Consider the following 25,412-nt stretch of genomic DNA (forward strand, 5'->3'; position numbering starts at 1 on the left):
GGGCTGCCGGCGGGCGCGGGCGGGGTTGTCGGCGTGGTCTGGCTGGCGGCGATGTCGGCAGGCGGTGTCGTCGCGGATGGGCTGAGGGGCGGCGCCGACGGCGCGCGGCCTTCCGGCATCACTGTCGCGGGCTGGCCGTGGGCGGGGGCGGCTTGGGGTGGGGCCGAAGGGGCGAGGCGCAGGGCCGGAGCGGTGTCGGGGGCGGGGACGGTGTCGTCGGCCGGGGCGTCGTGGGCCACGTCTTCCAGGGCCAGATGCTGGCGGGCCTCCTCCAGGCTGCGGGCGAGGGGGCGCAGGATGCGGGCGACCAGATCGGCCGGGGCGGTGTGGGCGGAGATCATGGCGCGGCCCTCGGCGGGTCGTCCTCGATGTGGATGACCGTGGCGTCGGGGTGGTCGGCAAGGCGGGGGGCGCGGGCGCCGGGCTGGGCCGGCGGGCGGACCAGATCGAGCAGGCGCAGCAGGCGGTCGACCTCTGCCGCCGGGGTGGCCCACACGCGGGCGGGTGTCCAGCCCAGGGCCTGGCACAGACGCAGGGTGCGGGCGGCCCATTCGCGGGCGACGGGGCCGCCGTCGAGCAGGGCTTCTTCTTCGTCGCCGGCGAGGTTGAGGGCGACGGTGGCGTGGAGCAGCACGGCGGTGGCGCGGGCGTCTACATCATCCAGCGGGGCGGGGCCGTCGAGCACCAGCAGGCTGGCGCGGACCATGGCGTCGAGGTAGGCGACCGGGTCGAACCAGGTGTCGTCGCCGTCGCCTTCGAGGGCGGCGGAGAGGGCTGCGAAGCGCTGGCGTTCGGTCCAGGGGCGCAGGCGGGCGCGGCCGGCGGGGCCCAGGTCGAGCCACTCGCCCTCGAGCGGCGGGGCGGGCAGGGCGTCGTCGCCGCCGGCGGCCCACCACAGGGCGAGGGGTTCGAGGGCGCGGGCGACGGGGTCGGGCAGGTCGAGGCCGGCCAGCACGGCGGCGCCAAGGCGACGGGTGTCGAGGCGCAGGTCGGCGCCGGCGGCGCGGGTGCTGGCGCGCAGGGTGTCCATGTGGCGGCGGTAGGTCCAGGGGGCGAGGGTGAAATCCAGGCCCGCGGCGGTGACGCCGAGCGGGCAGTGAAAGCCCTGGAAATCGAGCAGGCAGGGCGTGCCGGAGAGGTCCAGCGCCAGCCTGCTCATGGTCTTACTCCTCGCGGACGCGGGTGGCGCTGAAGCTGTAGGCGGTCACCACCGTGCCACCGGCGCCGAGGCTGAAGGATTTGTCCTCGATGTAGCAGTCGTCGAAGGACAGGGTGCGCTTGGGCGAGTCGGCGGCGTCGTCTTTCTTGAGGTTGGCGACGAGCTGGAACCTGGCCTGCTTGTCGAGGTGGCCGTCGAGCTTGAAGTTGGCGGAGCGCACGGTGAGTTCGCCCTGCACGGTGCGCAGGCCGAAGCTGACGGCGACCCGTTCGTCGCTGCCCACGGCGCGGATGTCCTCGCGCTCGGTGACGACCCGGAAGGCCAGGGATTGCAGCCCTTCGATGGCTTCGCCATCGACCAGCACGCTGGAGCGGTTGGCGGAAAAGACGGTCGGCATGGCGGGTTCTCCGGTGAGTCAGGGGTGAAAGGCGTCGGGCGGCCGGGGCTCAGACCTGGACCAGCACGGTGGCGTAGATGTAGTCGATGGCGCGAACCGGCCGCACGGCCAGGTCGACCCGCACGATGCCCTGGGCGAAATCCTGCTGGCTGGAATAGACGCTGACCTTGAAGGCCGGGTCGGTGCCGTCGGTGGAGGGCACGATGGCGCCTTCCTTCTGCATCTGGACGAGGAACTCCACCAGCTTCTGCTTGAGGGCGCCGCGGCCTTCCTCGTTGTTGAGGCGGCCGATGAACAGCTCGCCGATGGTCTTGACGCCGCGCACGGCGTGGTCGGCCACCCGGCGTACGCTGATCTGGTCGTTGTCGGTGGTGAGTCCGCGCACCACGATCACGCCCCGGCCGCGCTGGGCGACGATGGGCACGACGTTCTTGCGCAGCAGTTCCTGCTGGGCTTCGACGCCCAGCGCGGGGGCGGGCTCGCCCAGGCCCGACAGGCGCTTGAAGGTGGGCGACTGGAAGTAGTCGAGGCTGCCGGTCATGCCGGCTACCGCGCCCACCACGCCGGCAGGGGCGACGAGCACGAAGCGGTCGGATACCAGCGTGCCGGTGAGCTTGTCGGCGGCGCTGGCGATCTCCTTGGCGGTGGTGCCGGGCACCTCGCCGAAGCCGATGCGGCCCTGGCTGAGGGTGCTCATGCGGTCGCAGTGGCTGATCGCGTCGGCGTAGATGCGCCCGACGCGGGTGGTGTCGGCGGTGTCTTGCACCGAGACGAGCACCATGTCCACGTCGGCTTCGTTTTCGAGCAGGGCGATGGCTGCCCGGTAGGCGTCCGGCTCGGCATCCACGGCGCCGGCGAGGGCGTAGGGCGCGCCGCCGGCTGCGGCGGTGTCGGGGCTGTCCTTGGGCAGCTTGAGCTTGTCGCGGGCTTCGTCGATGCGCACCAGCTGGGATTGGGCGGCCAGCACGTCGCGGACGTTGCGGGTCTGGTCGCCGGTGTCGATGGAGAGGTTGCGATGCACCTCGGTGTAGGCGCTGCCTTTGTAGCGCAGGGTGAGGTCGAACACCGTGCGGGCTTCGTCGCTGCCGTCGTCGGCCTTCTTGCCGGTGGGCACCTGGCGGCTGGCGACGCTGGCGGCGATGGCGTTGCCCCAGGGGCCGGGCGCCCGGGCGGTGAGGGTGAAGGCCGTGCCGCTGCCGCTGGCGGGGGGGATCTTGATGCTGGCGCGGCTGTCGCAGGCCACCGGGCAGACGACCAGCTCGAAGACGCCGTTGGCCAGGGCCTGGGCGGCTTCGGGGAGGCTGAAGGTGCTGGCCCCGCCGTAGGCGGTGAGGAAGCTGCGCCAGCTGGCGGCCCGGCCGACGCCTTCGGCGGCGTTCTCGACAATGCCCACCAGACCGAGCACGCCCGAGGGGGCAAGCTGGGGTGCCAGGACTTCCTTGACGACGGTGACTTCGACGCCGGGGATGATGAGGGTCATGAGGCTCTCCCGATCTCAGGTGGAGGGGCTGCCACGCGGTCGATGCGAGGCGCAGCGGGCGGTGGCGAAAAATTCGAGAATAGCTATTTATCCTAAACCCGGATTCGCGTTTGTCAAGGTTGCGTTGCCGGGCTTGGGCATCCGGCGGCCCCGCCGGGCGGGTTGCGGTGCACGAGGGCGCAGGCCATGTCGGTCCAGTCGGTCGGCGAGGTGCGCAGCACGACGATGCCGCGATCCCAGCCGGCGCTGGCGAGGCGCTGGCCGTCGGGCGCCCAGGCGAGGGCCAGGGGCGGGCCGGCGTGATGCAGGATGGGCATGCGGTAGGTCTGGCCGGCGGTCATGTCCCACAGCCGGACATGGCCGTCCCGGTCGGCGCTGGCGAGGGTCTGGCCGTCGGGGGAGAGGGTCAGGTCGAGCAGCGCAGTGCGCTCGTCGCCCACCGGGCCGACCTTTCCGTCGGCGAGGGTCCAGCGCATCAGGCCGTGGCGGCGGGTGGCCAGGTAGAGCTGGTCGGCGTCGGGCGACCAGGCGAGGCGGTGCACCGCGCCGGCGTCGAGGGGGGGCAGCGGGGTGTCGGTGGGCTGGCCGTCGGCGACCTTCCACAGGCGCACCCGGCCGTCGTAGCCGGCGCTGGCGAGGGTGCGGCTGTCCGGCGAGAAGGCGAGGTCGGCCACCGCGGCGCCGTGCTCGGGCAGGAAGCCGGCGGGGCGGCCGCCGGGCAGCGCGAAGAGGTGGATGCGGCCGTCCTGGCCGGCGGCGGCGAGGTGGCGGCCGTCGGGGCTGATGCTGGCCCGGCGCAGGGGCGGGCCGGGGGGGACGAGGGCCTGGGCGGGGGCTTGTCGGCCGGGCTGCCACAGCAGGAGGCGACCGTCCTGACCGGCGCTGGCGAGGGTCTTGCCGTCGGGGCTCCAGGCGAGGCTGGTGACGATGGCGTCGTGGCCGGCGAGGGGCGGGGTGACGGGTTCGCCGCTGCGGGCGTCGAGGATTTCGACGGTGCCGTCCTTGCGGCTGCGGGCGAGTTGCTGGCCGTCGGGGCGCCAGGCGAGGGCCCAGGCGGCGCCGGCTACCTTGGGCAGCAGGCCGGCGAAGGGCGGGTGGGCGCGCGGCGCGTGGCGGACCAGCACCCCGTCGCCGTCGCCGCTCCACAGGCTGCCGTCGGGCGCCGGCACGAGGGCGTTGATGGGGGCGAAGTGGCCGGCGAGGGCGCGGGGCGCATCCTGCCAGCGGGCGCGCGCCCACAGCAGCAGGCGATGATCGTCGCCCGCGGCTGCGACGTCGAGGCCGTTCTGGCTGAAGGCGACCGCGCGGACGGCGGCGCCATGATCGGTCTGGGGTTCGCCGATCGGTGCGAGGGTCTTGCTGTCCCACAGGCTTACGCGGCGGTCGGCGCCGGCGGTGGCGAGGGTGCGCCCGTCGGGGGAGAAGGCGACGTGGTGGAGGATGGCGCCGTGGGTGGTGCCGGCCCGCAGCTTGGCGCTGGCGGTGTCCCACAGCAGGAGCCCGCCGTCGTAGCCGACCGAGGCGATGCTGCGCCCGTCGGGGCTGAAGGCGAGGTGGGTGACGGTGTCCCGGTGGCCGGCGAGGGGCGGGTGGAGGCGCTTGCCGGTGGCGGCGTCGTGCAGCGCCAGGGTGCGGTCGGCCCCGGCGCTGGCGAGGATGCGGCCGTCGGGGGAGTAGGCGACGGCGAGCATGGCGCCTTCGCTCACCTGGAGGGGCTCGCCGATGGGTTGGGCGCGGGTCGGGTCCCAGCGCCGCACGCTGCCGTCCAGCCCGGCGGAGGCGAGGGTCTGGCTGTCCGGCGAGAAGGCGAGGTCGAGCACCCGGTCGGTGTGGCCGCGCAGGCGCGCCAGTTGCCGGCCGTCGGGGTGGGCGATGCGGATGCTGCCGTCGTGCCCGCCGGTGGCGACGAGGCGCCCGTCGGGGCTGACGGCGATGGCGTGGATGCCTTGCTGGCCGGTCTGCAGCCAGTCGGCGGGGGGCCGCGGCGAGGGCGGCGAGCAGGCTTTCGCGGGCTTCGAGGACGGGGTTCTGGCCGTAGCTGGCGGCGGCCAGGTCGAGGGCGCGGCTGAGGTTGCCGTTGGCCAGCTCGACGGTGGATTGGGCGGCGAGCTGGCGTGCGCTGGCGATGGCGCTGGTGAGCTGGGCCTGGTTGGCCATGGCGCGGGCGATGTCGGATTCGTTCTCGGCCTTGCGCCACAGGACCAGGGTGACCCCGGCGAGGAGGCTGGTGAGGGTGACGCCGGCGAGGGCCAGGTGCCAGCGGCGCCGGGTGCGCTGGCGTTCGGCTTCGGTGCGGCGCTCGGCGTCGATGCGGGCGGCGCGGGCGGCGAGGGCTTCTTCGTGGGCTTCGCGGCTGGCGTCGAGGAAGGCTAGGGGCGGGGCGAGGGCGCGGCCGTACTGGCGGGCCCAGGCTTCGGTGGGGTGGTTGCGGGCGCGCCAGTCGAGGGCGAACTGGAGTTCGGGGTCGCGCCACAGGCTGGCCTGGCCGGCGGCGTGGAGTTCGGCGGCGTCGGCCAGACGGCGCAGCATGCGGGCGGCGTCGGCTTCGCGCTCGCCCCAGTCGCGCAGGCGGTCCCAGATGCGCATCAGGCTTTCGTGGGCGAGGTCGATCACGGTATCGGCTTCGAGCGCTTCGCCGGCGGGCGGCATGAGGAAGGCGGCGCCGGGCGCGCGGAAGGGGGCGAGCACGTCGGCCAGGGGGGCGGCGGCGGCTTCGGCGTTGCCGGCGGTGATGGCGTCGAGGGTGGCGAAGCGGGTGGGGCGACGGATGCCGCGGGGGTCGGTGCCGGTGTCGGTGAGGGCCCGGAAGACGGCGGCGCAGCGCAGCCGGTGGGGCGCCGCCAGGGTGTCGAAGATTTCTTCGGCGTGTTGGTTGAGGGCGTGGGCGAGGGTGCCGACGGCGTCGTAGTGGCGGGCTTCGATGGGGCTGGGGTCGCCGCTGGCGCGCCAGTGCTCCCAGCAGCGGGCGAGGGCGTGCTGGAGCAGGGAGAGTTGGTCGGGGTCGTCGCCCACGTCGTTGACGAGGCGGGTGAGCAGGGTGGGCTCGATGTCGGCGCCGCACACCCGGGCAGGGCCGAGGATGGCGGCGCGGCGGTCGTCCCGGCTCATCCGCGGCACGAGGTACTGGCCGCCGTTGATGGCTTCCGGCAGGCCGGCGAAGCGGGCGCAGTCGCCGAGGAAATCCGAGCGCATGGTGAGCACGACGTGGATCGGCAGGTCTTCGGCGCGGGCCTGGAGCAGCAGGTTGACGAAGGCGGTGGCGGGGTCTTCGTCGGCCGGGGCGAGCTGGCGGTAGCGGAACAGCTCTTCGAACTGGTCGACGATCACCAGCAGGTTGGTGCCTTCGGGCAGGCGGGCCTGTTGCCAGGCTTCGACCAGGCCCCGCCGGCTCATGGCGAGGGTGGTCTCGATGAATTCGGCCAGGGTGAAGGGGCCGCTGTCCATCTTGCGGTAGAGGGCGCCGGGGGCGGCGAGGGCCTGGGCCAGCGCCCGCAGGGGGTGGCCGCCGGGGCGGCAGCTGGCCATCCGCCAGGCGCTGCCGGCCCGGGTGAGCAGGCCCCGGTGCAGCGCGGGGCGCAGGCCGCAGTTGACGAGGGACGACTTGCCGCAGCCGGAGCTGCCGATCACGGCCAGGAAGCGGCCGCGGGCGAGGGTGTCCACCATCGCGTCCACCTGGGATTCGCGGCCGAAGAAGAGGTATTCCTCGTCTTCGCGGAAGGGGCGGATGCCGGGGTAGGGGCTGGTGGGCAGGGTCGGGGCGCTCATGTGGGCTCCTTCGCGCCGAGGGCGGCGAGGAGGGGGCTGAGGGTGGTGTCGTCGATGCGCTCGAGGCCGTCGAGGAGGTCTGGGTCGGCGAGGGCCTGGAGCACGGCCTTGTCGTCGCTGGGGGGCGCGGCGAGGAGGGTGAGGTTGGCCTTGAGGGGGCGTTCGCGGGCGCTGCCCAGGAGCTTGCGCAGGTCGTTCTGCTGGTGGAACTTCCAGGCTTCGTCGCCGGCCCCGTAGTAGAGGAGGATGGCGTCGCAGTCGAGGGCGAGCTGGCGGTTGGTCTCGCGCACCTGGGCGGCGTCGCCGACGAAGGCGGGCAGGCTGACCTCCAGCCCGCGGGCGCGCAGCAGCTTGATGAGGGGGACCACGGCCTTGCGGTCGGCGGCGTCGCACACCAGGTGCACCCGGGCGCCGTCGGCAGGCGCCGGGGGCGGCGGCGCGGGTTCGGGGGGCTTGAGGGCGGCGTGGACGGCGGATTTGACGGTTTCCAGGTCGCCGCTCACCAGATCGGCGCCGAACTGCAGGGCGGCGTCGGTCTGGAGGGCGTCGATGAAGGCTTGCTGGGCGGGTTGGGGCGAGGCGACGCCGGCGGGCAGCCAGATCACCCGGCGCAGGCCGTGCTGGCGGCTGTGGGCGGCGGCGAGTTCGTTCTGGAGCACGACCACCGATTGCTGGCGGTCGCCGTCGGGCACCCGGCCGTAGCCGCTGCCGACCAGATGCACCGACAGGGCGCAGCGTTCGAGCAGCCGGCCGACCGTGGCGAGGTAGTCGTCCTCGTCGTCGGGCAGGCGTTCGTCGGGGAGCACGGTGAAGCCGCAGCAGGCCAGTTCGCTGGCGATGGCGTCGCGGGCTTCGCGCCGGTCGCGGCTGCATTCGGCGAGGTACACGGTGGGCCTGGGGCCCGGGCCGGGGTCGTTGGCGGCGTTTTCGGCAACCTGGGGCCGGCGCTGGAGTTCGGTGAGCTGGGCGGCCAGATCCCAGGCGAGCTTGTTGGTCTTGCGCAGGAAGGCTTGCCGCGGCTTGTCGCCGTAGGCGGGGTCGAGTTCGTGGGGGACGTGCTCGTCGTCGATCTCGTAGAAGTCGTAGCCGAGCAGGCGCCCGAGCACCGGCGGCAGGGCGTCGCCGGCTTCGACCGGGAGTTTGAGCACCTTGATGACCCGGGCTTTGTTGTCGACCACCAGGCTGTTGTCGGCTTCGGCGCGCTGGCAGAAGCTGCGGATCTCCTTCTTGCACCAGTCGGATTTGAGGTAGCGCGGGGTGAGGATGGAGACGAAGACGGCGGTGCCGGCGAGCTGGTCGAGGATCTCGTCGGAGAAGTCGTCGTTGCCGTGGAGCTTGTCGTCGCGCCAGATGTCGGCGGGGGCGCCCAGGCGCTGGCTGAGGAGGGTCTGCAGGGTGCTGTGGAACAGGCTGACCCAGCCCATCTGGTCGGCGCTGAGGGGTTGGTTGTCCAGGTGGGCGTAGCTGATGAAGATCTGCCGGGCGAACTTCATGGCAGGGCTCCGGGCAGGGGGGGGAGGGCGACGCCCGGGGGCAGGTAGCAGGTGAGCCAGGCGGTGAAGGCGTCCGGATCCCACAGCTTCATGCCGAGCCGGGCGAGGGCGGCGAAGGGGGCGGCGTCGGGCATCGAGCGGTAGCGGCGCAGGCGAAGAAGCTGGGGCGTGCCGGGGGGGCGGCGGCCGGCGCCGCAGGCGTCGATGGTGGCGAGCAGGGTGGGGATGGCCAGCGGGTAGAGGGCGGCGGTCTGGTCGAGCAGGTTGCCGGCCAGGTCGATGGGCCGGTCGATCACGGTGAGCAGCGGGCCGTCGTCGATGCCGGGGGCGATCCAGTGGACGCTGCAGCCGAAGGCGCCGGCGCCTTCGGTGACGGCCCGGAGCGGGGCGTGCAGGCCGGCGAAGGCGGGCAGGCGGCCGGGGTGGACGTTGAGCAGCCCGTGGCGCGGCAGCGCGATGCTGGCGGCGTCGAAGAGGTGGCTGAAGCGGGCGACGATGACGATGTCCGGCGCGAGGGCGGCGAGGCGGGCGCGGGCGGTGGCGTCGAGGGCGGCGACGATCTCGACCGGTATCCGGTGGCGGCGGCCGAGGGTGGCGAAGGTGGCGTCGGGGGCGCGGTCGGCCTGCGCGGCCGGCAGGGCGTCGATGAGGGGAAAGAGCAGCTCCACCGGCAGGCGACGTTCGAGGAAGCGCAGCTGGGCCAGCTCGGGCACGCTGTCTTCGGCCGGGCGCTGCTTGTCGGCCAGCCACAGGCCGACCACCTCGTGCCCGGCCAGGGCCGGCAGCAGGCGGTTGGCGAAGTGGGCGCCGTGCAGGTCGAGCTTGGTGCACACCAGGATGCGCATCAGCGGTCCTCCGATTGCACGCCGACGATTTCGGCCACGTCGAGCAGCTTGAGGGGCGGGTAACGCCCGAGCTGCAGGGCCACCGGCAGGTTGATGAGGTAAGAGAAGTTGCGCGGCAGCTCGACGGGAATCCGCCCCGGCGGGGTCTTGTCGCGCAGGATGCGCAGGGCCTGGGCAGCGGTGAAGCGGCCCACGTCTTCGTATTTGTTCACTACGCCCAGCAGCGCGCGGGCGTTCTGGACGGGGTTTTCGGCGGCGGCGAAGACCGGGATGCCGAGGGCCAGGGCGCCGTCGGTGAGCAGCTCGCGGCGGCTGTTGAGGAAGGTATCGGGGCCCTGGTAGATGAGGTCCACCTTCTCCTGCCGGAAGGCGTCGAGGATGGCGGGGATGGCGCGGGCGTCGGGGGCGCCGGCGGGCGACACCGGCAGGCTGCGCTCGACCAGCGTGAAGCCCTGGGCCTGGGCGAGGGCGCGCAGGTCGTCCCGGGCGGTGATCGAGTTGTTCTCGGTCTCGTTGAGGATGTAGCCCACGCGCCTGAAATCCAGGTAGCTGCGGGCGGCCTTGATCTGGGTTTCCATCGGCAGCAGGTAGAGGGTGCCGGTGACGTTGCGGCGGGGCTTGTCGGGGGCTTCGATGATGCCCAGGGCGACCGGGTCGGAGACGATCATGAAGATCACCGGCAGGTCGGTGATGTGGCGGCGGGGGTCGGCCCCCTTCCACGGGCCGACGGCGTCGAGGGTGACCGACGAGCCCCAGGTGACCACCAGATCGGGTTTGAGGCGGCGGACCTCGTCCACCATGCCGGCGATCCGCCGTTTGTCCTGGGCGGCGTCGCGCAGGATGAACTCGGCGGCGATGCCGTGCTGGCGGAAGTAGCCCTGGAAGCCGCGGCAGGCCTCTTCGCAGCCCCGGAACAGCAGCATGGCGACGCGGTAGGGGGGCGCCTCGGCCGCGCGGACGGTGGTCGGCAGCAGGCTGGCAGCCGCCAGCAGCAGGGGGAGCAGGCGAGCGGTGAGGCGTTTCATGGTGCAGGTTCCTTCCCGTTGGGGGACAGGGCGAAGATCAGGATCGCGGTGAGCACCACGACGCCGATTGCCGCCATCGTACCGCCATAAGCCAGCAGCCCGAACAGGCTGCCGGCGAAGAGCGGGCCGGCCACCGCGCCGAGGCGCTCGCCGGTGCGCAGCAGCACCAGCGCCGGCGGGCCGTCGCGGCCGATCATCGACTGCAGCGCGGCGGCGCCCAGCCCGGTGCCGATGCCGAGGGTGGCGATGCCCACCGCCAGCGCGACGGGGCCCTGCATCAGCCCGGCCAGGCCGCCCGCGCCGATCACCAGCCCGCCGCCGACGACGAGGCGGCGGTTCCAGCCGAAGCGGTCCGACAGCCACGAGCCCACCGGGTTGGCGAGGGCGGCGAGGAGGAAGTACAGCATCAGCGCCCGCCCGGTGGTGCCGCTGCCGTAGCCCTCCTGGCGCAGGGCCAGCGGCACCAGATAGAACAGAAAACCGGCCAGGGCCAGCTTGGCGGGCAGCGCGGCGGTGAGCAGCGGCACCCACACTCGGGCTCGCCCCAGCACCGGCAGCAGCGGCGCGGCGGGGCGGGGCGCGCCGGCGGGGCCGGGGGCGAGGTCGGCCCGCTGGACGAGCAGGGCGAGCAGCCCCAGCCCGGCGGCACCGGCGAACACCGTCGCGGCGCCGAAGCGTTCGGCGAGCAGCCCGCCGATGGCCGAGCCGCAGATCGCGGCGGTCTGCAGGGCGCCCACGTAGAGGGCCAGGGCGCGGGTGCGCTCGCCCGGGGCTGCGGCGTTCAGGAAGTGCTGCTGCATGGCCATCGTGCCCACCGCGTAGCCGGCGGCGCACAGGCAGCGGGCGGCGACGAAGGCCCAGTAGCCGCCGCCGGCCATCGCCCAGCCGAAGCCGGCCGTCGACAGCAGCGCGCCCACGGCGAAGGTGCGGGCCACGCCGTAGCGCTCTGCCCAGCGGCCGGCGAAGGGGGTGAACAGCGCAAAACTGAGCATGTAGGCGGAGATCGGCAGCCCGATGGCGGCGCCGTCGGCGGGGGTGAGGCTGGCGATGTGGAGCGGCAGGAAGGCGCGGGTTAGCTCCTCCGACAGGATCAGCAGGAACACCGCCAGCCGGGCCAGGCCCAGACGGGCGCGGCTGGCGGCGGGGGCGAGCGCGTCGCCGGCGAGGATCGCCCCGAGGGTCTCGTTGAACAGCACCACCGCCACCACGAACACGATGGCCAGATCGAGGTTGAGGCTGCGCAGCTCGCGGGCGACCACGTCGGCGTCGGTGACCACCCGCACCCGGGCGTCGGGCTGCAGGGCGAGCGCGGCGCTCACCTCGCTGCCGGGTTGCCCGGTGCGGCGGGCCTGGTCGTCGCGGCCGGGGCCCTCCAGCCGGAAGGCGAGGATCTCCGGGTGGCGGGCGAGGGTGTCGTCGAAGTAGTCCGCCACGCCGGCGAGATGAGCGAAGGGAATGCCCAGGGCGAGGGCGTTGTCGATGCGCCCGGCCAGCAGGCGCCCGAGGGCGGTGGCTTTGGCGTCGAGGGCCGGGGCGAGCTGCTCCGAAAACCCGGGCAGGGCCTGCAGGCTCAGGCTGAGGCTGCTGACGCAGGCGAGCGCCAGGGCCGCCGCGAGCAGCCGAAGGCGCAGGGCAAGGCGTTGGCCAAGGCGGGCCGCGGCCGCCAGGAACAGGGGCAGGGCGAGGGCGACGCCGGCGAGGGTCAGCCTCAAGTGTTCGAAGGTGGTCGTGCGGCTGGCGGCCAGACGCGCCTGCAGCACCTCGCTCCGCACCGCGAACACGACGCCGCCGGCCAGCTCGCCCTCCGCGTCGCGCAAGGACTGGCCCACCAGCAGCGGCTCGCCCTGGGCGCCGCGAGACCAGCGGCCGGTGTGGTGAAGGATGGCGTCGGAGGCGCCTGGGGGAAGGGTGTCGCTGCCGCTGGCGAAGAGGCGCCGCCGGTGACGGTCGAACACCTGGATGGCGGCGATCTCGGGGTCGTCGGCGGCCAGCGCGGGGAGCAGCCGGTCGATGCCGCGGGCTTCGGCCAGGGTGAGGCCGTTGGCGGCGCTGCGGGCGAAGGTGGCGCGGACTTCGTCGGCGGCGATGCCGATCCGCGAGGCGGTGAGCCCGGTGAGGAGATCGGCTTCTTTGTGGATCAGCAGCAGGGCCTGCAGCCCGAGGGCGAGGGCCTGGGCGACGAACAGCAGGAGGCCGATCCGCAGCCAGCGGACGGTGGTGAATCGGGGAGTTTCCGGCGCAGCAGCGGGCTGGCGCACTGGGAGAGACATCCGCGGCACTCCTGGGCGGGGGCGGATGCGTGGAAAGCTGTTGCCCCCTCAGCTGGCAAGCATAAGCCAGCCGGGGCGGCGATGCACGCGGCGATGCGTCCGACCCTCCGCGGGGGGCTCCCTGCGGAGGGGGGCGGGCTCAGCCTTGGGGGTCGGTGTTGCCGCCTGCCGGGGCGAACAGGGCGTCGACGAACTCGCGGGCGCGGAAGGTCTGGAGGTCGTCGATCTGCTCGCCCACGCCGATGAAGCGCAGGGGCTTGGGGCTCTGGCGAGCGATGGCGGCCACCACGCCGCCCTTGGCGGTGCCGTCGAGCTTGGTGAGCACGAGGCCGGTGACGCCAATCGCGGCGTCGAAGGCCTTGACCTGCTGCAGGGCGTTCTGGCCGATGTTGGCGTCGAGCACCAGCAGCACTTCGTGAGGGCCGGAGGGCTCGGCCTTCTGGATCACCCGGCGCACCTTGGCGATCTCTTCCATCAGGTGCAGCTGGGTGGGCAGGCGGCCGGCGGTGTCGGCCAGCACGATGTCGATGTTGCGGGCGCGGGCGGCGCTGATCGCGTCGAACACCACCGCGGCCGGATCGCCGGATTCCTGGGCGATGACGGCCACGCCGTTGCGCTCGCCCCAGGTCATCAGTTGCTCGCGGGCGGCGGCGCGGAAGGTGTCGCCGGCGGCCAGCAGCACGCTCTTGCCCTGGTTCTGGAAGTGCTTGGCGAGCTTGCCGATGGAGGTCGTCTTGCCGGAGCCGTTCACGCCCGCGATCATGATGATGTAGGGCTTGTGGCCGGTGATCTCGAGGGGCTTTTCCAGCGGCTGGAGGATGGACAGGAGGCCCTCGGAGAGCGCGTCCTGGAGCTGGTCGGCGGTCTCCAGCTTGTCGCGCTTCCAGCGCAGGCGCAGCTCCTTGAGCAGGTGCTGGGTGGCCTCGACGCCGCAATCGGCCATCAGCAGGGTGGTCTCGAGTTCTTCGAGGAATTCCTCGTCGATCTTGCGCCGGGAGAACAGGTTGGCGATGCCGCCGAGGCCGCCGCCGATCTGCTCGCGGGTGCGGGACAGGCCGGCTCGCAGGCGATCCATCCACGAACGCTTCTTCTCGGGTTCGGGGGCGGGCGCCGGCGGCGCGGCAGGGGTGGCGGCCGGTGCCTGGGCGGGGGCCGCGGCCGTTTCCGGCGTTGGCGTTTCGGGCGGCGCGTCGCCGCCCTTGAGGGTTTTCTTCAGGAAACCAAACATGAGGAGCCGGGTCTGAGTGTGGGTCGATTCTTGGCCGTCGGCACGTTGTGCCACGCGCCAAGGCCGGTTGGCCGGGGTGTCGGTTGCCGCTATGATGCCGCGCGAACCCGTGGGGCGCAGCGGGCGTTCAGTTGGCAGTAAGGCTTCAGACAGAAGCTTCCGACAGCCTGCATCTTAAATTTTACCAGATGCTTCAAAAGCCTATGATGAATCGCAGTTTGCGCGCCGGCTTCGTCGCCGGCGCCCTGGCGGTGGCCTTCGCCGTGCCGGCCTGGGCCAACCCTTTCGAGAGCACCCTCCCCAACGGGATGAAGCTGATCGTCAAGGAAGACCGGCGGGCGCCGTCGGTGGTGCACATGGTGTGGTACCGGGTGGGCGCGATGGACGAGGTGGATGGCACCTCGGGCGTCGCTCACCTGCTTGAACACATGATGTTCAAGGGCACGAAGAAGGTCGGCCCCGGCGAGTTCAACAAGCAGGTGGCGGCGGCCGGTGGGCGCGACAACGCCTTCACCAGCTACGACTACACGGCCTACTTCCAGCAGGTGCCGAAGGAGGCCCTCGGCAAGATGATGACGCTCGAGGCCGACCGGATGAGCAACCTGCAGATCACCGAGGAGGGCTTCCGCAAGGAGATCGAGGTGGTCAAGGAGGAGCGTCGCCTGCGCACCGACGACAAGCCCCGCGCGCTTGTCATCGAGCAGCTGATGGCCACCGCCTTCCAGGCCCACCCCTATCGCCGGCCCATCATCGGCTGGATGTCCGACCTGGACAACATGACCGCCCACGACGCCCGCGACTGGCACCGGCGCTGGTACGTGCCCAACAACGCCACCCTGGTGGTGGTGGGTGACGTGGATCACGCCGCGGTCTTCGAGGAGGCCGCGCGCACCTACGGCCACGCCAGGGCCCGCGTGCTGCCGGAGCGCAAGCCGCTCGTCGAGCCCGAGCAGGCCGGCCCCCGCCGCACCGTGGTGAAGGCCCCGGCCGAGCTGCCCTACGTGGCCCTCGCGTGGCGCGTGCCCACCCTGCGCGACATTCACAAGGACGGCGACTACTACGCCCTGCAGGTGCTCGCCGCGGTGCTCGACGGCTACGACGGCGCCCGGCTGGGCAAGAACATCGTGCGCGGCAGCCGGGTGGCGGTGACCGCCGGCGCCGGCTACGACGGCACCGCCCGGGGCGAATCGCTCTTCGTGATGGACGGCGCCCCCGCCGCCGGCAAGACGGTGGCCGACGTGGAGGCCGCCCTGCGCGCCGAGCTTGCCCGCATCCAGACCGACGGCGTCTCCGAGGACGAGCTGCGCCGGGTGAAGGCCCAGGCGGTGTCCGGCCAGGTGTACAAGCGCGACTCCCTGATGGGCCAGGCCATGGAGATCGGCATGGCCGAGATGGTCGGCCTGTCGTGGAAGAACGACGCCGAGATGCTGGCGCGCATCCGCGCGGTGACGCCGGCCGAAGTCCAGGCCGTGGCCCGCAAGTATTTCAGCGACGACAGCCTCACCGTCGCCCAGCTCGACCCCCTGCCGGTGGACCCGCAGGCCCGCGCCAAGGCGCAGGCGGCCGGCGGCCATCGCCACTGACACCCCGTTCCTTCAGGTGAATCGATCGATGATCTCTCCTCGCCAACGCTTCGGTCTGGCCCTCGCCCTGACCGTCGCCACGCTGCTTTCCTCCCCCGCCCGCGCCGGGCTCGCCATCCAGCACTGGACCACCCCCGGCGGCGCCCGGGTGTTCTTCGTCGAGAGCCGGGCCCTGCCCATCGTCGACGTGCAGGTGGATTTCCGCGCCGCCGGCACTGAAGTTCCCGCCGGCAAGGCCGGCCTCGCCGGGCTGACCCGCAGCCTCCTCGAGGGCGGCGGGGGCTCCCTGTTCGGCGCGCCCCCCCCCCCCCGGGGGGCGGCGCCGGCCGCCCCCCCCCGCGGCGGCGCCGACATGGATCGGGCTTCGCTCTCCCTGCGCACCCTCAGCAGCGTCACCGAGCGCGACGGCGCGGTGGACCTGCTCGCCACCCTGATCGGCAAGCCCACCTTCCCGGCCGCCGCGGTCGAGCGCGAGAAATCCCGCCTCGTCGCCGGCCTGAAGGAAGCCGAGACCCAGCCCGATTCGATCCTCGCCCGGCGCTTCGCGGCGGCGGTCTTCCCCGATCACCCCTACGGCCGCACGCCCACCGTCGACACGGTCGGCGCGATCGGTCGCGACGATCTGGCGGATTTTCACCGCCGCAACTACACCTCCGCCCGGGCCACGGTGAGCATCGTCGGGGATGTCTCCCGCGCCGAGGCCGAGGCCATCGCCAACCGGCTGGTGGGCGATCTGCCCGTGGGCGAGGCGCCGGTGGCGAGCGTCAACACCACCCTGCCGGCGCGTCAAGAGATCCGCGTGCCGCACCCGTCGGCCCAGGCCCACATCGCCGTCGGCCAGCCGGGCATCCGCCGGGGCGATCCGGATTTCTTCCCGCTGTTCGTCGGCAACTACATCCTGGGCGGCGGCGGTTTCGTGTCGCGGCTCACCGGCGAGGTGCGCGAGAAGCGCGGCTACGCCTACAGCGTGTACAGCTACTTCGCGCCCCAGCGGGATGTGGGCCCGTTCCAGATCGGCCTGCAGACCAAGGGCAGCCAGGCCGACGACGCGCTCAAGGTGGTCGGTGCCACCCTCGACGAATTCCTCGCCAAGGGCCCGACCGAAGCCGAACTGAAAGCCGCCAAGGACAACCTCATCAACGGCTTCGCCCTGCGCCTGGATTCCAACCGCAAGATGCTCGATCAGGTGGCGGCCATCGGCAGCTTCGGCCTGCCGCTGGATTACCTCGACACCTGGCGCGACAAGGTGCGCGCGGTCACCGCCCAGCAGATCCGCGATGCCTTCCGTCGCCACGTGTCCCAGGACAATCTGGTGACGGTGGTGGTTGGCGGCGACGGCGACAAGACCGCCGCGCCGAAAAACGGAGCCGCCCGTTGAGCCGGATTCGCATCGTCGGCGGCGAGTGGCGCTCGCGCCTGATCGACGTGCGCACCGTGAAGGGCCTGCGCCCCACGCCGGACCGGGTGCGCGAAACCCTCTTCAACTGGCTCGGGCAGGAGATGGACGGCCTGCACTGCCTCGACCTCTTCGCCGGCAGCGGCGCGCTGGGGTTCGAGGCGGCCTCGCGGGGCGCCGCGGGGGTCACGATGATCGAGCAGGACCCGGTCGCGCTGGCGGCGCTCCAGGCCAACGCGAAAACCCTACAGGCGACGCGTGTACAGATTGTGCGGGGCGATGCGCTAAACTTCGCCCGTTCCACGAACCAGCTCTTTGACGTCGTGTTCGTCGACCCGCCCTACCGGGCCGGCTGGATCGATCGCATCGCGCCGCTCCTGCCGAAACTCCTCACCGACGAGGGGCTGGTTTATGTGGAAGCGGAATATAAAATCGACAACATCGACCGATTGACGCGAATCAAGCACGGCTCGGCCGGACAGGTGTATTACCACCTCTTCGCCCGCGCGGTCTGATCGGCGTCGATCTCGCCGGCCGGGAGGGGCTTTGCATGAGGGACGGTATCGCGGTTTATCCGGGGACCTTCGATCCATTCACACGCGGACATGAGGATCTGGTGCGGCGGGCTTCCCGTCTGTTCGAGAAGCTCATCATCGGTGTGGCGGCGAGCGGTGGCAAAGGGCCGATCTTCTCCCTCGAGGAGCGCGTGGAGATCGCCCGGGAGGTGCTGGCGCCTTACCCGAACGTCGAGGTGCAGGGCTTTTCCTGCCTGTTGATGGAGTTCCTGCGCCGGAACGAGGCGCGGGTCATCCTGCGGGGGCTGCGGGCGGTGTCGGATTTCGAGTACGAGTTCCAGATGGCCGGCATGAACCGCAAGCTCTACCCGGACGTCGAGACGGTGTTCCTGACGCCCGCCGACGAGTACATGTTCATCTCCGCCACCATGGTGCGCGAGATCGCACGGCTCGGGGGCGATGTCAGCAAATTTGTGCAGCCGAGCGTCAACGCGCGGCTGCTTGCGAAGATCAACAAACAGTAAGCAATAAAGGAAACAAGCAAAATGGCCTTGATGATTACCGACGAGTGCATCAACTGCGACGTCTGCGAGCCGGAATGCCCCAATGGCGCCATCTCCCAAGGTGATGAAATCTACGTGATCGACCCGAACAAGTGCACCGAGTGCGTCGGCCACTTCGACGAGCCCCAGTGCCAGCAGGTCTGCCCGGTCGATTGCATCCCCTTCGATCCGGAGCATCCGGAGAGCAAGGACGACCTGATGGAGAAGTTCCTCAAGCTGACCGCCGACAAGTAAGCCGTCGCGTCAGGCAAGAAAAAAGCCGGCTGCACCCTCGGGTGCGCCGGCTTTTCTGCTTTGGGACGTTGCGGCCTTACGCCGCGAGGGCGGAGGGCGTCGGGTCGTCGGTCACCGGCATCTCGAGGGCGCGGTCGATTTGATCGGCCAGGTAGTCGAGTTCGTTGAGCTGCCGGACGAACATGTCCTCGGCCTGCTGCAGTTCGCGCACCCGGTCTTCGAGGGTGTCGGTGGCCTGGTGGATGCGTTTCACGCTTTCGAGCCGGCGCTTGAGCTGGAGCTGGTATTCGCGCACCTGGGTTTCCAGCGGGGCCATCACCGCCCGCAGCCACTGCTCGGCATCCCGGTTGGCCACCTCGAAGGTGCGCCGGGCCTCGACCGCGACGGTCTCGAAGAACTTCTGGGTGAGGGTGTGCTTCTCGGTGGTGACGATGGTCAGCACCGTGTTGAACTGGCTGTTGAAGGCTGCCTCCAGGCGCTCGATTTCCTTCTCGTAGCGCAGCGTGGAGAAGGCGGTGGGCGCGGCGAGCTTGAGGCCGTGCTCGACGGTGAAGCGCTTGTACATGGCGTCGAGCATCTTGGAGATCTCGCCGATCTCGTCGGTGGACTTCTTGAGGTTGCCGCGCAGGTGCTGGAAGAAGCCTTTCATGGCCTCGCGCAGCCCGCGGGAGAAGGCGGCGTCGAGCATGGCCTCGCGGGTGCGGCGGGTTTCGTCACGCAGGGCGTCGAGGCCCAGGTGGCCGAAGAGGTTGTTCGAGAGGTTGGAGAACACGCTGCGCACGGCGTAGTACTTCTGCAGGCCCTGCTCGAACTCGTCCTTCTCGGAGCGCACCTTGCGCATCATGTATTCGATGACGTTCTGGTTCTTGCCGCGCAGGTCGGTGAGTTCCTGGAGCTGCTCGCGCAGGCCGGTGAGGCGGGCGTTGAGCAGTTCGCGGCTGCGGCTGACGATGTCGGTCACGTCGCCGTGGGTGTTGTCGCGGACGATGTCGCGCTTGGTGGGCAGCAGCTCGGTGGATAGCGCCCGTTCAAGCTGCACGAGGCGGCTGCGCTCGAGCAGCGCGTCGTCGTCGCTCACCTTGGCCACCAGCCCCTTCTGGGCGGACACCGGGAAGACGTGGGATGGCTCGATCTCGAGGGTGCTGGCGACGCTGGCTACTTGGCCGGCGATCTCGCGTTCGATCTCGGCGTCGGTGCGCAGGCCGTCCCACAGCCCGTCGATCTTGTTGAGGGCGACGATGCGCCCGCGCTGGCGGCGCCCGGCGTTGACGTGCTCGCGCCACACGGCCAGATCGCTCTGGGTGACGCCGGTGTCGGCGGCCAGGATGAACAGCACTGCGTGGGCGTTGGGCAGCAGGTTGAGGGTGAGTTCGGGCTCCGCGCCGATGGCGTTGAGGCCCGGGGTGTCGAGGATCACCAGGCCCTGTTCGAGCAGCGGGTGCGGAAACTGGATGATGGCGTGGCGCCACAGAGGGATCTCGACCTTGCCCTGGGCGTCGGGGCGGATGCCGTGGTCGCCGCTCTCGTCGATGGGGAACCCCAGCGCTTCGGCCTCTTCGACGGTGGCCATGCGCGTCTCGCCCACCTGGGCCAGGGCCTGCTGGAGGCTTTCGGCCGAGCTGGTGTCGAGGGGGCGGATCTGCCACTCGCCGGGGTAGCGCTTGAGTTCGGTGATGCTGGCGTTGGTCTTGCGGCTCTCGATGGGCAGCAGGCGGATCTCGGGCTTGTCGCCTTCCTGCCACTGCAGCTCGGTGGGGCACATGGTGGTGCGCCCGGCGCTGGAGGGCAGGATGCGGTTGCCGTAGCCGGCGAAGAACACGGCGTTGATGAGTTCGGATTTGCCGCGGGAGAACTCGGCCACGAAGGCGACGATCAGTTTGTCCTCGCGCAGGCGGTCGAGCAGGTACTGCAGGCGCAGATCGGACTGGGCATCGCCGATCTCGTTCTCCTGCAGCCACTTGCGAAGCTCCCCGATCCCCGAGGCAACGTCTCCGCGCCACTGGGTGTAGGCGGAGAAATGTTCAGCAAGCATTTGTGCGTCTTTCACGAGCTCGATTCCTGGCCACGCGCCGTCTTGCCGGCGCTATTTTGCGAGTTGATAGCATAAACGGGATCGCCCCGCTCCGGAATGGCTTTCAGCGTTGGCAGCGAGGGCAATAGAAGGTGGCACGCTGACCCATGATGCGTTTGCGGATCGGGGTGGCGCAGCGCCGGCAGGCCTCGCCGTCGCGGCCGTAGACGAAATACTGCTGCTGGAAGTAGCCCGGCGCCCCGTTGCTGCCGACGAAATCCCGCAGGGTGCTGCCACCTGCCGCCAGGGCGTCGGCGAGGGTCTCGCGGATGCACGCGACGAGCCGGGCGCAGCGCTTCGGGCCCAGTTCGCCCACCGGGGTGGTCGGGTCGATGCCGGCGCGGAACAGGCTCTCCGACGCGTAGATGTTGCCGATCCCCACCACCACGCTGCCGTCCATGATGAAGAGCTTCACCGGCGTGCGCCGGTCGCGGCTGGCCTTGTGCAGCCAGGGGCCGTCGAAGGCGTCGGCCAGCGGCTCGATGCCGAGGCGGGCGAGGAGCGGGTGCGGGGCCTCGCCCGGCTGCCACATCACCAGCCCGAAGCGCCGCGGGTCGCGCAGGCGCAGGGCGCGGGGGCCGAAGACAATATCCAGGTGGTCGTGCTTTTCGGGGGGCAGATCGGCCGGCACGATGCGCAGGCTGCCGGACATCCCCAGGTGCACCACCAGGCTGCCGGCTGGAAAGCGCAGCAGCAGGTACTTGGCGCGCCGCTCGACGGCGACGAGGCGCTGGCCGGCGAGGCTGGCGGCCAGATCGGCCGGCACCGGCTCGCGCAGCCGGCCGTTGCGGATCGTGGCGCCGGTGGCCACGCAGCCGGCAAGCTCGGGGGCGATGCCCCGGCGGGTGGTCTCGACTTCGGGAAGTTCGGGCATGGGCAGGGTCGCAAAAAGGTGCGAGGGCCGCTTGCTTGCTGGCCTTCGGGAAAGCGCCTAACATCGGGCGAACCCTATTGTAGCGGCGCGATCCAAGCTCACGCAGCCGTTGCCCGATGCATCGGGCAAAGATCCGAAAGTCCAGCCCGAGTCATCCTCCATGAAGCCCTCCCTTTGCTCCGTGCGCCCGGCCCGTCTGCTCGCCTCCCTGCTGCTCGCCGGTGGCCTGCTGGCCGGCCCGGCCCATGCCCAGCAGCCGGACGGGGCGGACGACGACGCGGCCGCCCGGGCGGGCTATCCGGCCCAGGCGCTCACGCCCCAGATCCTCTACCAGTTCATGCTCGCCGAGATCGCCGGTGCGCGGGGGCAGGGCGCGATGGCGGCCCAGTCCTACCTCGATCTGGCCCGGCGCACCCGCGATGCGCGGATCGCCCGCCGGGCTGCCGAGGTGGCCATCGTGGCCCGTCAGACCGATCTCGCCAGCGACGCCTCCCGCCTGTGGCTGGAGCTTGACCCGGCCTCCGCCCAGGCCCAGCAGGTTGCCGCCGGCACGGCGGCCAGCAGCGCGCGCATCGAAGAACTCGAATCCCACCTCGCCGCGGCGCTGGCCCGTCAGGGCGACAAGGTGGGCCCCGCGCTGATGGGCCTCAACCGCGGGCTGGCGCGAATCCCCGACAAGGCGCTGATCCGCCGGCTGGTCACCGATCTCACCCAACCCTACCTCGCCCTGCCCGAGGCGCACTTTGCCCGCGCCAACGCGGCCTACACCGCAGGCGATGCTGCCGCCGCCGCCGAGGCCCTGGAGGGCGCCCTGCGCCTGCGCCCCGACTGGGAGCAGGCCGTGGTGCTGCAGGCCCAGCTGCTCCAGGAGTCCTCGCCCGGCAAGGGCATCGAGGCGCTCCGAGGCTACGTCGCCGCCCACCCCGACGCCCGCGAGCCGCGCATCACCCTTGCCCGCCTGCTGGTGGCGGGCAAGCAGTTCGGCCCCGCGCGGGAGCAGTTCGACGAGCTGCTCAAGCGGGCCCCCGACGACCGCGACGTGGTGCACGCCGCTGCGCTGCTGGCCATGCAGCAGGGCGACCGGCCGGTGGCCGAGCGGCACTTCCGGCACCTGCTCGACCTGGGCTTCTCCGAGTCCGACACCATCCGCATGTACCTCGGTCAGATGGCCGAAGAGGCCAAGCGCCCCGACGACGCCATCGGCTGGTACAAGGCCGTTGCGCCGGGCGCGCAGTTCCTGACGGCGCAGGGGCGGATCGCCCAGGTGCTGGCCGATCGGGGCCGGCTGGCCGACGCCCGGGCCCATCTCCAGGCTCTCGCCCAGGCCGCGTCGGAGACCGACCGGGTGCAGTACGTGCTCCTCGAATCCCAGCTCCTCCGCGACGCCGGGCGCAGCGAAGACGCCTTCGCGGTGCTCGACGAGGCGCTGCGCCCGTCGCCCGACAACCCGGAGCTGCTCTACGAATCCGCCTTGATGGCCGAGCGGATCGGCCGCGCCGAAGTCATGGAAGGCCGGCTACGCAAGCTCATCGCCCTCAAGCCCGACCACGCCCACGCCTACAACGCGCTGGGTTACTCGCTGGTCGATCGCAACCTGCGCCTCGACGAGGCCGAGGCCCTGATCCGCAAGGGCCTGGCCCTGGCGCCGAACGACCCCTTCATCATCGACAGCCTGGGCTGGGCCCAGTACCGCCGGGGCAAGCTGGGCGAAGCCCTCGAAACCCTGCAGCGCGCCTACGGGCTGCGCGCCGACCCCGAGATCGCCGCTCACCTGGGCGAGGTGCTGTGGATGCTGGGGCGCCGGGACGAGGCCGCCAAAACCTGGCGCGAAGCCGCCAAGGCGCACCCCGACAACACCGTGCTGGCCGACGTCATCAAGAAGTTCAAGCCTTGAAGCCCGTTGCCCTGATCCTTGCGTTCGGCCTCGTCGGCTGCGCGGCGCCTGCGCTGCGCACACCGCCGGCCGATCTGGCGCCCGTCGCCGAGATCGCCCGCTTCGCGGTCGAGGGCCGGCTCCAGGTGCGCGACGGCGAGCGCAGCGCGGCGGTAGGCTTCGACTGGCTGCACGACGGCCCGCGGGACGAATGGCTGTTCACCGGGCCGCTGGGGCAGGGCCTCGCGCGGATCGAATCCGATGCCGCCGGCGCCCGCATGACGCTCTCCGACGGGCGGCGCGCCGAGGCAGCCTCCGCGGCGGAGCTGGCCGCCTCCCTGCTTGGCGTGGAGGCGCCCTTCGCGAGCCTGCCGCGCTGGATCACCGCCAGGCCCGGCGCCGGCGCCCAGGTGCGGGCCGTCGATGCCCAGGGCCGGCCGCGCCAGCTGGTGGATCTGGGCTGGACCATCGACTACGCCGAATACGCCGACGAGGGCGCCGCCGACGCGCTGCCGCGCAAGATCGACATCCACCGGGGCGACACCCGGCTGCGCCTCATCGTCGATGCCTGGAACCCCTGAGATGACGACCACCCAAACCTTCGACCCCGCCGCTCCCGTGCGCGTCCCCGCGCCGGCCAAGATCAACCTCTTTCTGCACATCGTCGGGCGTCGCCCCGACGGCTACCACCTCCTTCAGACCGCCTTCCGGATGATCGACTGGGGCGACGAGATCAGCCTGCAGCGGCGCGACGACGGGCAGATCCTGCGCGCCACCGACGTGCCCGGCGTGCCGCCCGAAGCCGATCTGGTGGTGCGCGCCGCGCGGGCCCTGAAGGCCGCCACCGGATCGCCCTTCGGCGCCGACATCGGTGTAGACAAGCGCATCCCGATGGGCGGCGGGCTCGGTGGCGGCAGCTCGGACGCCGCCAGCGTGCTGATCGCCCTCAACCGCATCTGGGGTTGCGGCCTGTCGCGTGCCCGCCTGCAGGAGATCGGCCTCGCCTTGGGCGCCGACGTGCCGTTCTTCGTGTTCGGCGAGACCGCGTTTGCCGAAGGCGTGGGCGAGGCCCTGCAGCCCCTCGACGTGCCGCCGGCCTGGTATGTGATGGTCGCGCCGAAGGTGTCGGTGCCCACCGCTCAAATTTTTTCTGCGCCGGAGTTGACACGGGATAGCGAACCCATAATAATGCGGGGCTTCGCAACACACGCAACGCGAAACGACATGCAGGCAACGGTCTGCAAGCTGTTTCCCGAAGTGGCTGAAGCGCTCGATTGGTTGTCGCAGTTCGGGGCAGCAAGAATGAGCGGTTCGGGGGCTTGTATCTTCGCTCCCTTCGATTCGAAGGCAGCGGCAGAGCAAGTCAGGGCCAAGGCCCCGGAAGGCTGGCGCGTCTGGATCGCCCAAGGGCTTGACAGGCATCCGCTGAAGGGCTGGGTCGTGTAGCTGTGAAAACGATTTCTTGGGGAGTCGCCAAGTTGGTCAAGGCACCGGATTTTGATTCCGGCATTCGAAGGTTCGAATCCTTCCTCCTCAGCCAAACTCAGCGGGCAGGCCGAAAGCCTGCCCGTTTTGTTTTTTGCATCTTTTGATAGCAGCAACGTGAGGTGATCATGGCTTCGGGCAGCCTGATGGTTTTCACCGGCAACGCCAACCCCAAGCTTGCCGCAGATGTGGTGCGGCGCCTGGGCAAGTCTCTGGGTTCCGCCACCGTGGGGCGTTTCTCGGACGGCGAGGTCAATGTCGAACTGCTGGAAAACGTGCGCGGCAAGGACGTCTTCGTCCTTCAGCCGACCTGCGTTCCCACCAACGATAACATCATGGAATTGCTGATCATGGTGGATGCGCTCAAGCGGGCTTCGGCCGGCCGCATCACCGCAGCGATTCCCTACTTCGGCTACGCCCGTCAGGACCGCCGTCCTCGTTCTGCCCGCGTGCCCATCACCGCCAAGGTCGTGGCCAACATGCTGCAGGCCGCCGGGGTGCAGCGCGTCCTCACCGTCGATCTCCACGCCGACCAGATCCAGGGCTTCTTCGACATCCCCGTCGACAACATCTACGCCGCGCCGGTGCTGCTCGACGACCTCGAGAAGCAGCGGATCGACGACCTGCTGGTCGTCTCGCCGGACGTGGGCGGCGTGGTGCGCGCCCGGGCCTTCGCCAAGCGCCTCGAGTGCGATCTGGCGATCATCGACAAGCGTCGGCCGAAGGCCAACGTGTCCGAAGTGATGAACATCATCGGCGAGGTCGAAGGCCGCACCTGCGTGATCATGGACGACATCGTCGATACCGCCGGCACCCTCTGCAAGGCCGCGCAGGCCCTCAAGGAAAACGGCGCCAAGCGCGTGATGGCCTACGCCACCCACGCCGTGCTGTCCGGCCCGGCGATCAGCCGCATCAACGAATCCGATCTGGACGAGCTGGTCGTCACCGACACCATCCCGCTGTCCGACGAGGCCCGCGCCTGCAAGCGCATCCGCAGCGTGTCGATCGCCGAACTGCTGGCCGACACCATCCTGCGGATCAGCAACGAAGAGTCGGTCAGCTCGCTGTTCAACGAGTAAGCCTGTTTTTCTCGAGCCGGTGGGTGCAAGCCCGCCGGCTTTTTTCCGACGCCCGTCTGGTCGCGGTCGGGCGATAC

Annotated in this window: 21 protein-coding genes, 1 tRNA gene and 2 pseudogenes; 11 read left to right on the forward strand and 13 right to left on the reverse strand. The window is 71.1% G+C overall.

All coding sequences use genetic code 11. From position 1 onward, the window contains the following. The 5 genes and pseudogenes from ACE3N6_RS06885 to ACE3N6_RS06905 form a co-directional block, all read right to left on the reverse strand. A pseudogene (locus ACE3N6_RS06885) lies at positions 1-341 on the reverse strand (hypothetical protein); the annotation flags it as partial. Next, complete coding sequence (locus tag ACE3N6_RS06890; protein ID WP_374244448.1) at positions 338-1,159, reverse strand: hypothetical protein; 822 nt, start codon at positions 1,157-1,159, stop codon at positions 338-340. The gene ACE3N6_RS06890 and the pseudogene ACE3N6_RS06885, both read right to left, overlap by 4 nt. A gap of 4 nt (positions 1,160-1,163) precedes the next feature. Beyond that, positions 1,164-1,556, reverse strand: coding sequence for a hypothetical protein (locus tag ACE3N6_RS06895; RefSeq protein WP_374244449.1), 393 nt, complete (start codon positions 1,554-1,556; stop codon positions 1,164-1,166). Positions 1,557-1,605: 49 nt separating this feature from the next. Beyond that, positions 1,606-3,036: a phage tail sheath subtilisin-like domain-containing protein gene (locus ACE3N6_RS06900; protein ID WP_374244450.1), complete on the reverse strand. Its 1,431-nt coding sequence runs from the start codon at positions 3,034-3,036 to the stop codon at positions 1,606-1,608. Between the two features lie 113 nt (positions 3,037-3,149). Further along, positions 3,150-5,000: a WD40 repeat domain-containing protein gene (locus ACE3N6_RS06905; RefSeq protein WP_374244498.1), complete on the reverse strand. Its 1,851-nt coding sequence runs from the start codon at positions 4,998-5,000 to the stop codon at positions 3,150-3,152. On the opposite strand from ACE3N6_RS06905, the gene ACE3N6_RS06910 reads away from it, so the two are divergent. Then, positions 4,909-5,409 carry a hypothetical protein gene (locus ACE3N6_RS06910; RefSeq protein WP_374244451.1) on the forward strand — a complete coding sequence of 167 codons (501 nt, stop codon included), beginning with the start codon at positions 4,909-4,911 and terminating at the stop codon, positions 5,407-5,409. The two genes, ACE3N6_RS06905 and ACE3N6_RS06910, sit on opposite strands and share 92 nt — an antisense overlap. 177 nt (positions 5,410-5,586) lie before the next feature. Here the strand turns inward: ACE3N6_RS06910 and ACE3N6_RS06915 are convergent. From ACE3N6_RS06915 to ftsY, 6 genes and pseudogenes are all read right to left on the reverse strand, one after another. Continuing rightward, positions 5,587-6,801: pseudogene (locus ACE3N6_RS06915) on the reverse strand (hypothetical protein); the annotation flags it as partial. Further along, a complete protein-coding gene (locus ACE3N6_RS06920; RefSeq protein ID WP_374244452.1) occupies positions 6,798-8,294 on the reverse strand; it encodes a TIR domain-containing protein in 1,497 nt (498 codons plus the stop codon). The gene ACE3N6_RS06920 and the pseudogene ACE3N6_RS06915, both read right to left, overlap by 4 nt. After that, the gene (locus ACE3N6_RS06925; RefSeq protein WP_374244453.1) at positions 8,291-9,139 is read right to left on the reverse strand and encodes a formyltransferase family protein; all 849 of its coding nucleotides are present in this window, start codon (positions 9,137-9,139) and stop codon (positions 8,291-8,293) included. Before ACE3N6_RS06925 ends, ACE3N6_RS06920 begins: the two co-directional genes overlap by 4 nt. Next, positions 9,139-10,164: an ABC transporter substrate-binding protein gene (locus tag ACE3N6_RS06930; RefSeq protein WP_374244454.1), complete on the reverse strand. Its 1,026-nt coding sequence runs from the start codon at positions 10,162-10,164 to the stop codon at positions 9,139-9,141. Before ACE3N6_RS06930 ends, ACE3N6_RS06925 begins: the two co-directional genes overlap by 1 nt. Further along, positions 10,161-12,434, reverse strand: coding sequence for an MFS transporter (locus tag ACE3N6_RS06935; protein WP_374244455.1), 2,274 nt, complete (start codon positions 12,432-12,434; stop codon positions 10,161-10,163). The genes ACE3N6_RS06930 and ACE3N6_RS06935 overlap by 4 nt, the downstream gene beginning before the upstream one ends. A 139-nt stretch (positions 12,435-12,573) precedes the next feature. Continuing rightward, positions 12,574-13,662, reverse strand: coding sequence for a signal recognition particle-docking protein FtsY (gene ftsY, locus ACE3N6_RS06940; protein WP_374244456.1), 1,089 nt, complete (start codon positions 13,660-13,662; stop codon positions 12,574-12,576). 206 nt (positions 13,663-13,868) lie between these two features. On the opposite strand from ftsY, the gene ACE3N6_RS06945 reads away from it, so the two are divergent. From ACE3N6_RS06945 to ACE3N6_RS06965, 5 genes are read left to right on the forward strand one after another with little or no spacing between them, the layout of a single operon-like run. Next, positions 13,869-15,245: a M16 family metallopeptidase gene (locus tag ACE3N6_RS06945; protein WP_374244457.1), complete on the forward strand. Its 1,377-nt coding sequence runs from the start codon at positions 13,869-13,871 to the stop codon at positions 15,243-15,245. A gap of 28 nt (positions 15,246-15,273) precedes the next feature. Further along, positions 15,274-16,623, forward strand: a complete 1,350-nt coding sequence (locus ACE3N6_RS06950; protein ID WP_374244458.1) for a M16 family metallopeptidase — start codon at positions 15,274-15,276, stop codon at positions 16,621-16,623. Then, positions 16,620-17,156 carry a 16S rRNA (guanine(966)-N(2))-methyltransferase RsmD gene (gene rsmD / locus ACE3N6_RS06955; RefSeq protein WP_374244459.1) on the forward strand — a complete coding sequence of 179 codons (537 nt, stop codon included), beginning with the start codon at positions 16,620-16,622 and terminating at the stop codon, positions 17,154-17,156. Before ACE3N6_RS06950 ends, rsmD begins: the two co-directional genes overlap by 4 nt. 35 nt (positions 17,157-17,191) lie before the next feature. Further along, positions 17,192-17,680 (forward strand): pantetheine-phosphate adenylyltransferase, encoded by a 489-nt coding sequence (gene coaD / locus ACE3N6_RS06960; protein ID WP_374244460.1) that lies wholly within the window; start codon positions 17,192-17,194, stop codon positions 17,678-17,680. A 21-nt stretch (positions 17,681-17,701) separates the two neighbouring features. Then, complete coding sequence (locus ACE3N6_RS06965; RefSeq protein ID WP_374244461.1) at positions 17,702-17,953, forward strand: YfhL family 4Fe-4S dicluster ferredoxin; 252 nt, start codon at positions 17,702-17,704, stop codon at positions 17,951-17,953. A 76-nt stretch (positions 17,954-18,029) separates the two neighbouring features. Here the strand turns inward: ACE3N6_RS06965 and ACE3N6_RS06970 are convergent, their stop codons facing one another. Both ACE3N6_RS06970 and mutM read right to left on the reverse strand, forming a co-directional pair. Beyond that, positions 18,030-19,985 carry a dynamin family protein gene (locus ACE3N6_RS06970; RefSeq protein ID WP_374244462.1) on the reverse strand — a complete coding sequence of 652 codons (1,956 nt, stop codon included), beginning with the start codon at positions 19,983-19,985 and terminating at the stop codon, positions 18,030-18,032. 103 nt (positions 19,986-20,088) lie between these two features. After that, positions 20,089-20,898 (reverse strand): bifunctional DNA-formamidopyrimidine glycosylase/DNA-(apurinic or apyrimidinic site) lyase, encoded by an 810-nt coding sequence (gene mutM / locus ACE3N6_RS06975; protein ID WP_374244463.1) that lies wholly within the window; start codon positions 20,896-20,898, stop codon positions 20,089-20,091. A 160-nt stretch (positions 20,899-21,058) separates the two neighbouring features. Between mutM and ACE3N6_RS06980 the strand changes: the two genes are divergently transcribed. The 5 genes from ACE3N6_RS06980 to ACE3N6_RS07000 all read left to right on the forward strand — a co-directional run bounded on the left by ACE3N6_RS06980 (position 21,059) and on the right by ACE3N6_RS07000 (position 25,335). Further along, positions 21,059-22,792, forward strand: a complete 1,734-nt coding sequence (locus ACE3N6_RS06980) for a tetratricopeptide repeat protein (RefSeq protein WP_374244464.1) — start codon at positions 21,059-21,061, stop codon at positions 22,790-22,792. Further along, the gene (gene lolB, locus ACE3N6_RS06985) at positions 22,789-23,352 is read left to right on the forward strand and encodes a lipoprotein insertase outer membrane protein LolB (protein ID WP_374244465.1); all 564 of its coding nucleotides are present in this window, start codon (positions 22,789-22,791) and stop codon (positions 23,350-23,352) included. Before ACE3N6_RS06980 ends, lolB begins: the two co-directional genes overlap by 4 nt. A 1-nt stretch (position 23,353) precedes the next feature. After that, the gene (ispE, locus tag ACE3N6_RS06990) at positions 23,354-24,217 is read left to right on the forward strand and encodes a 4-(cytidine 5'-diphospho)-2-C-methyl-D-erythritol kinase (protein WP_374244466.1); all 864 of its coding nucleotides are present in this window, start codon (positions 23,354-23,356) and stop codon (positions 24,215-24,217) included. A 17-nt stretch (positions 24,218-24,234) separates the two neighbouring features. Next, positions 24,235-24,311: transfer RNA gene (locus ACE3N6_RS06995), tRNA-Gln, on the forward strand. A gap of 73 nt (positions 24,312-24,384) precedes the next feature. Further along, positions 24,385-25,335: a ribose-phosphate pyrophosphokinase gene (locus ACE3N6_RS07000; RefSeq protein WP_374244467.1), complete on the forward strand. Its 951-nt coding sequence runs from the start codon at positions 24,385-24,387 to the stop codon at positions 25,333-25,335. Positions 25,336-25,412: the final 77 nt, after the last annotated feature.

This window comes from Zoogloea sp., from assembly GCF_041904905.1.
Classification (GTDB): Bacteria; Pseudomonadota; Gammaproteobacteria; order Burkholderiales; family Rhodocyclaceae; genus Zoogloea.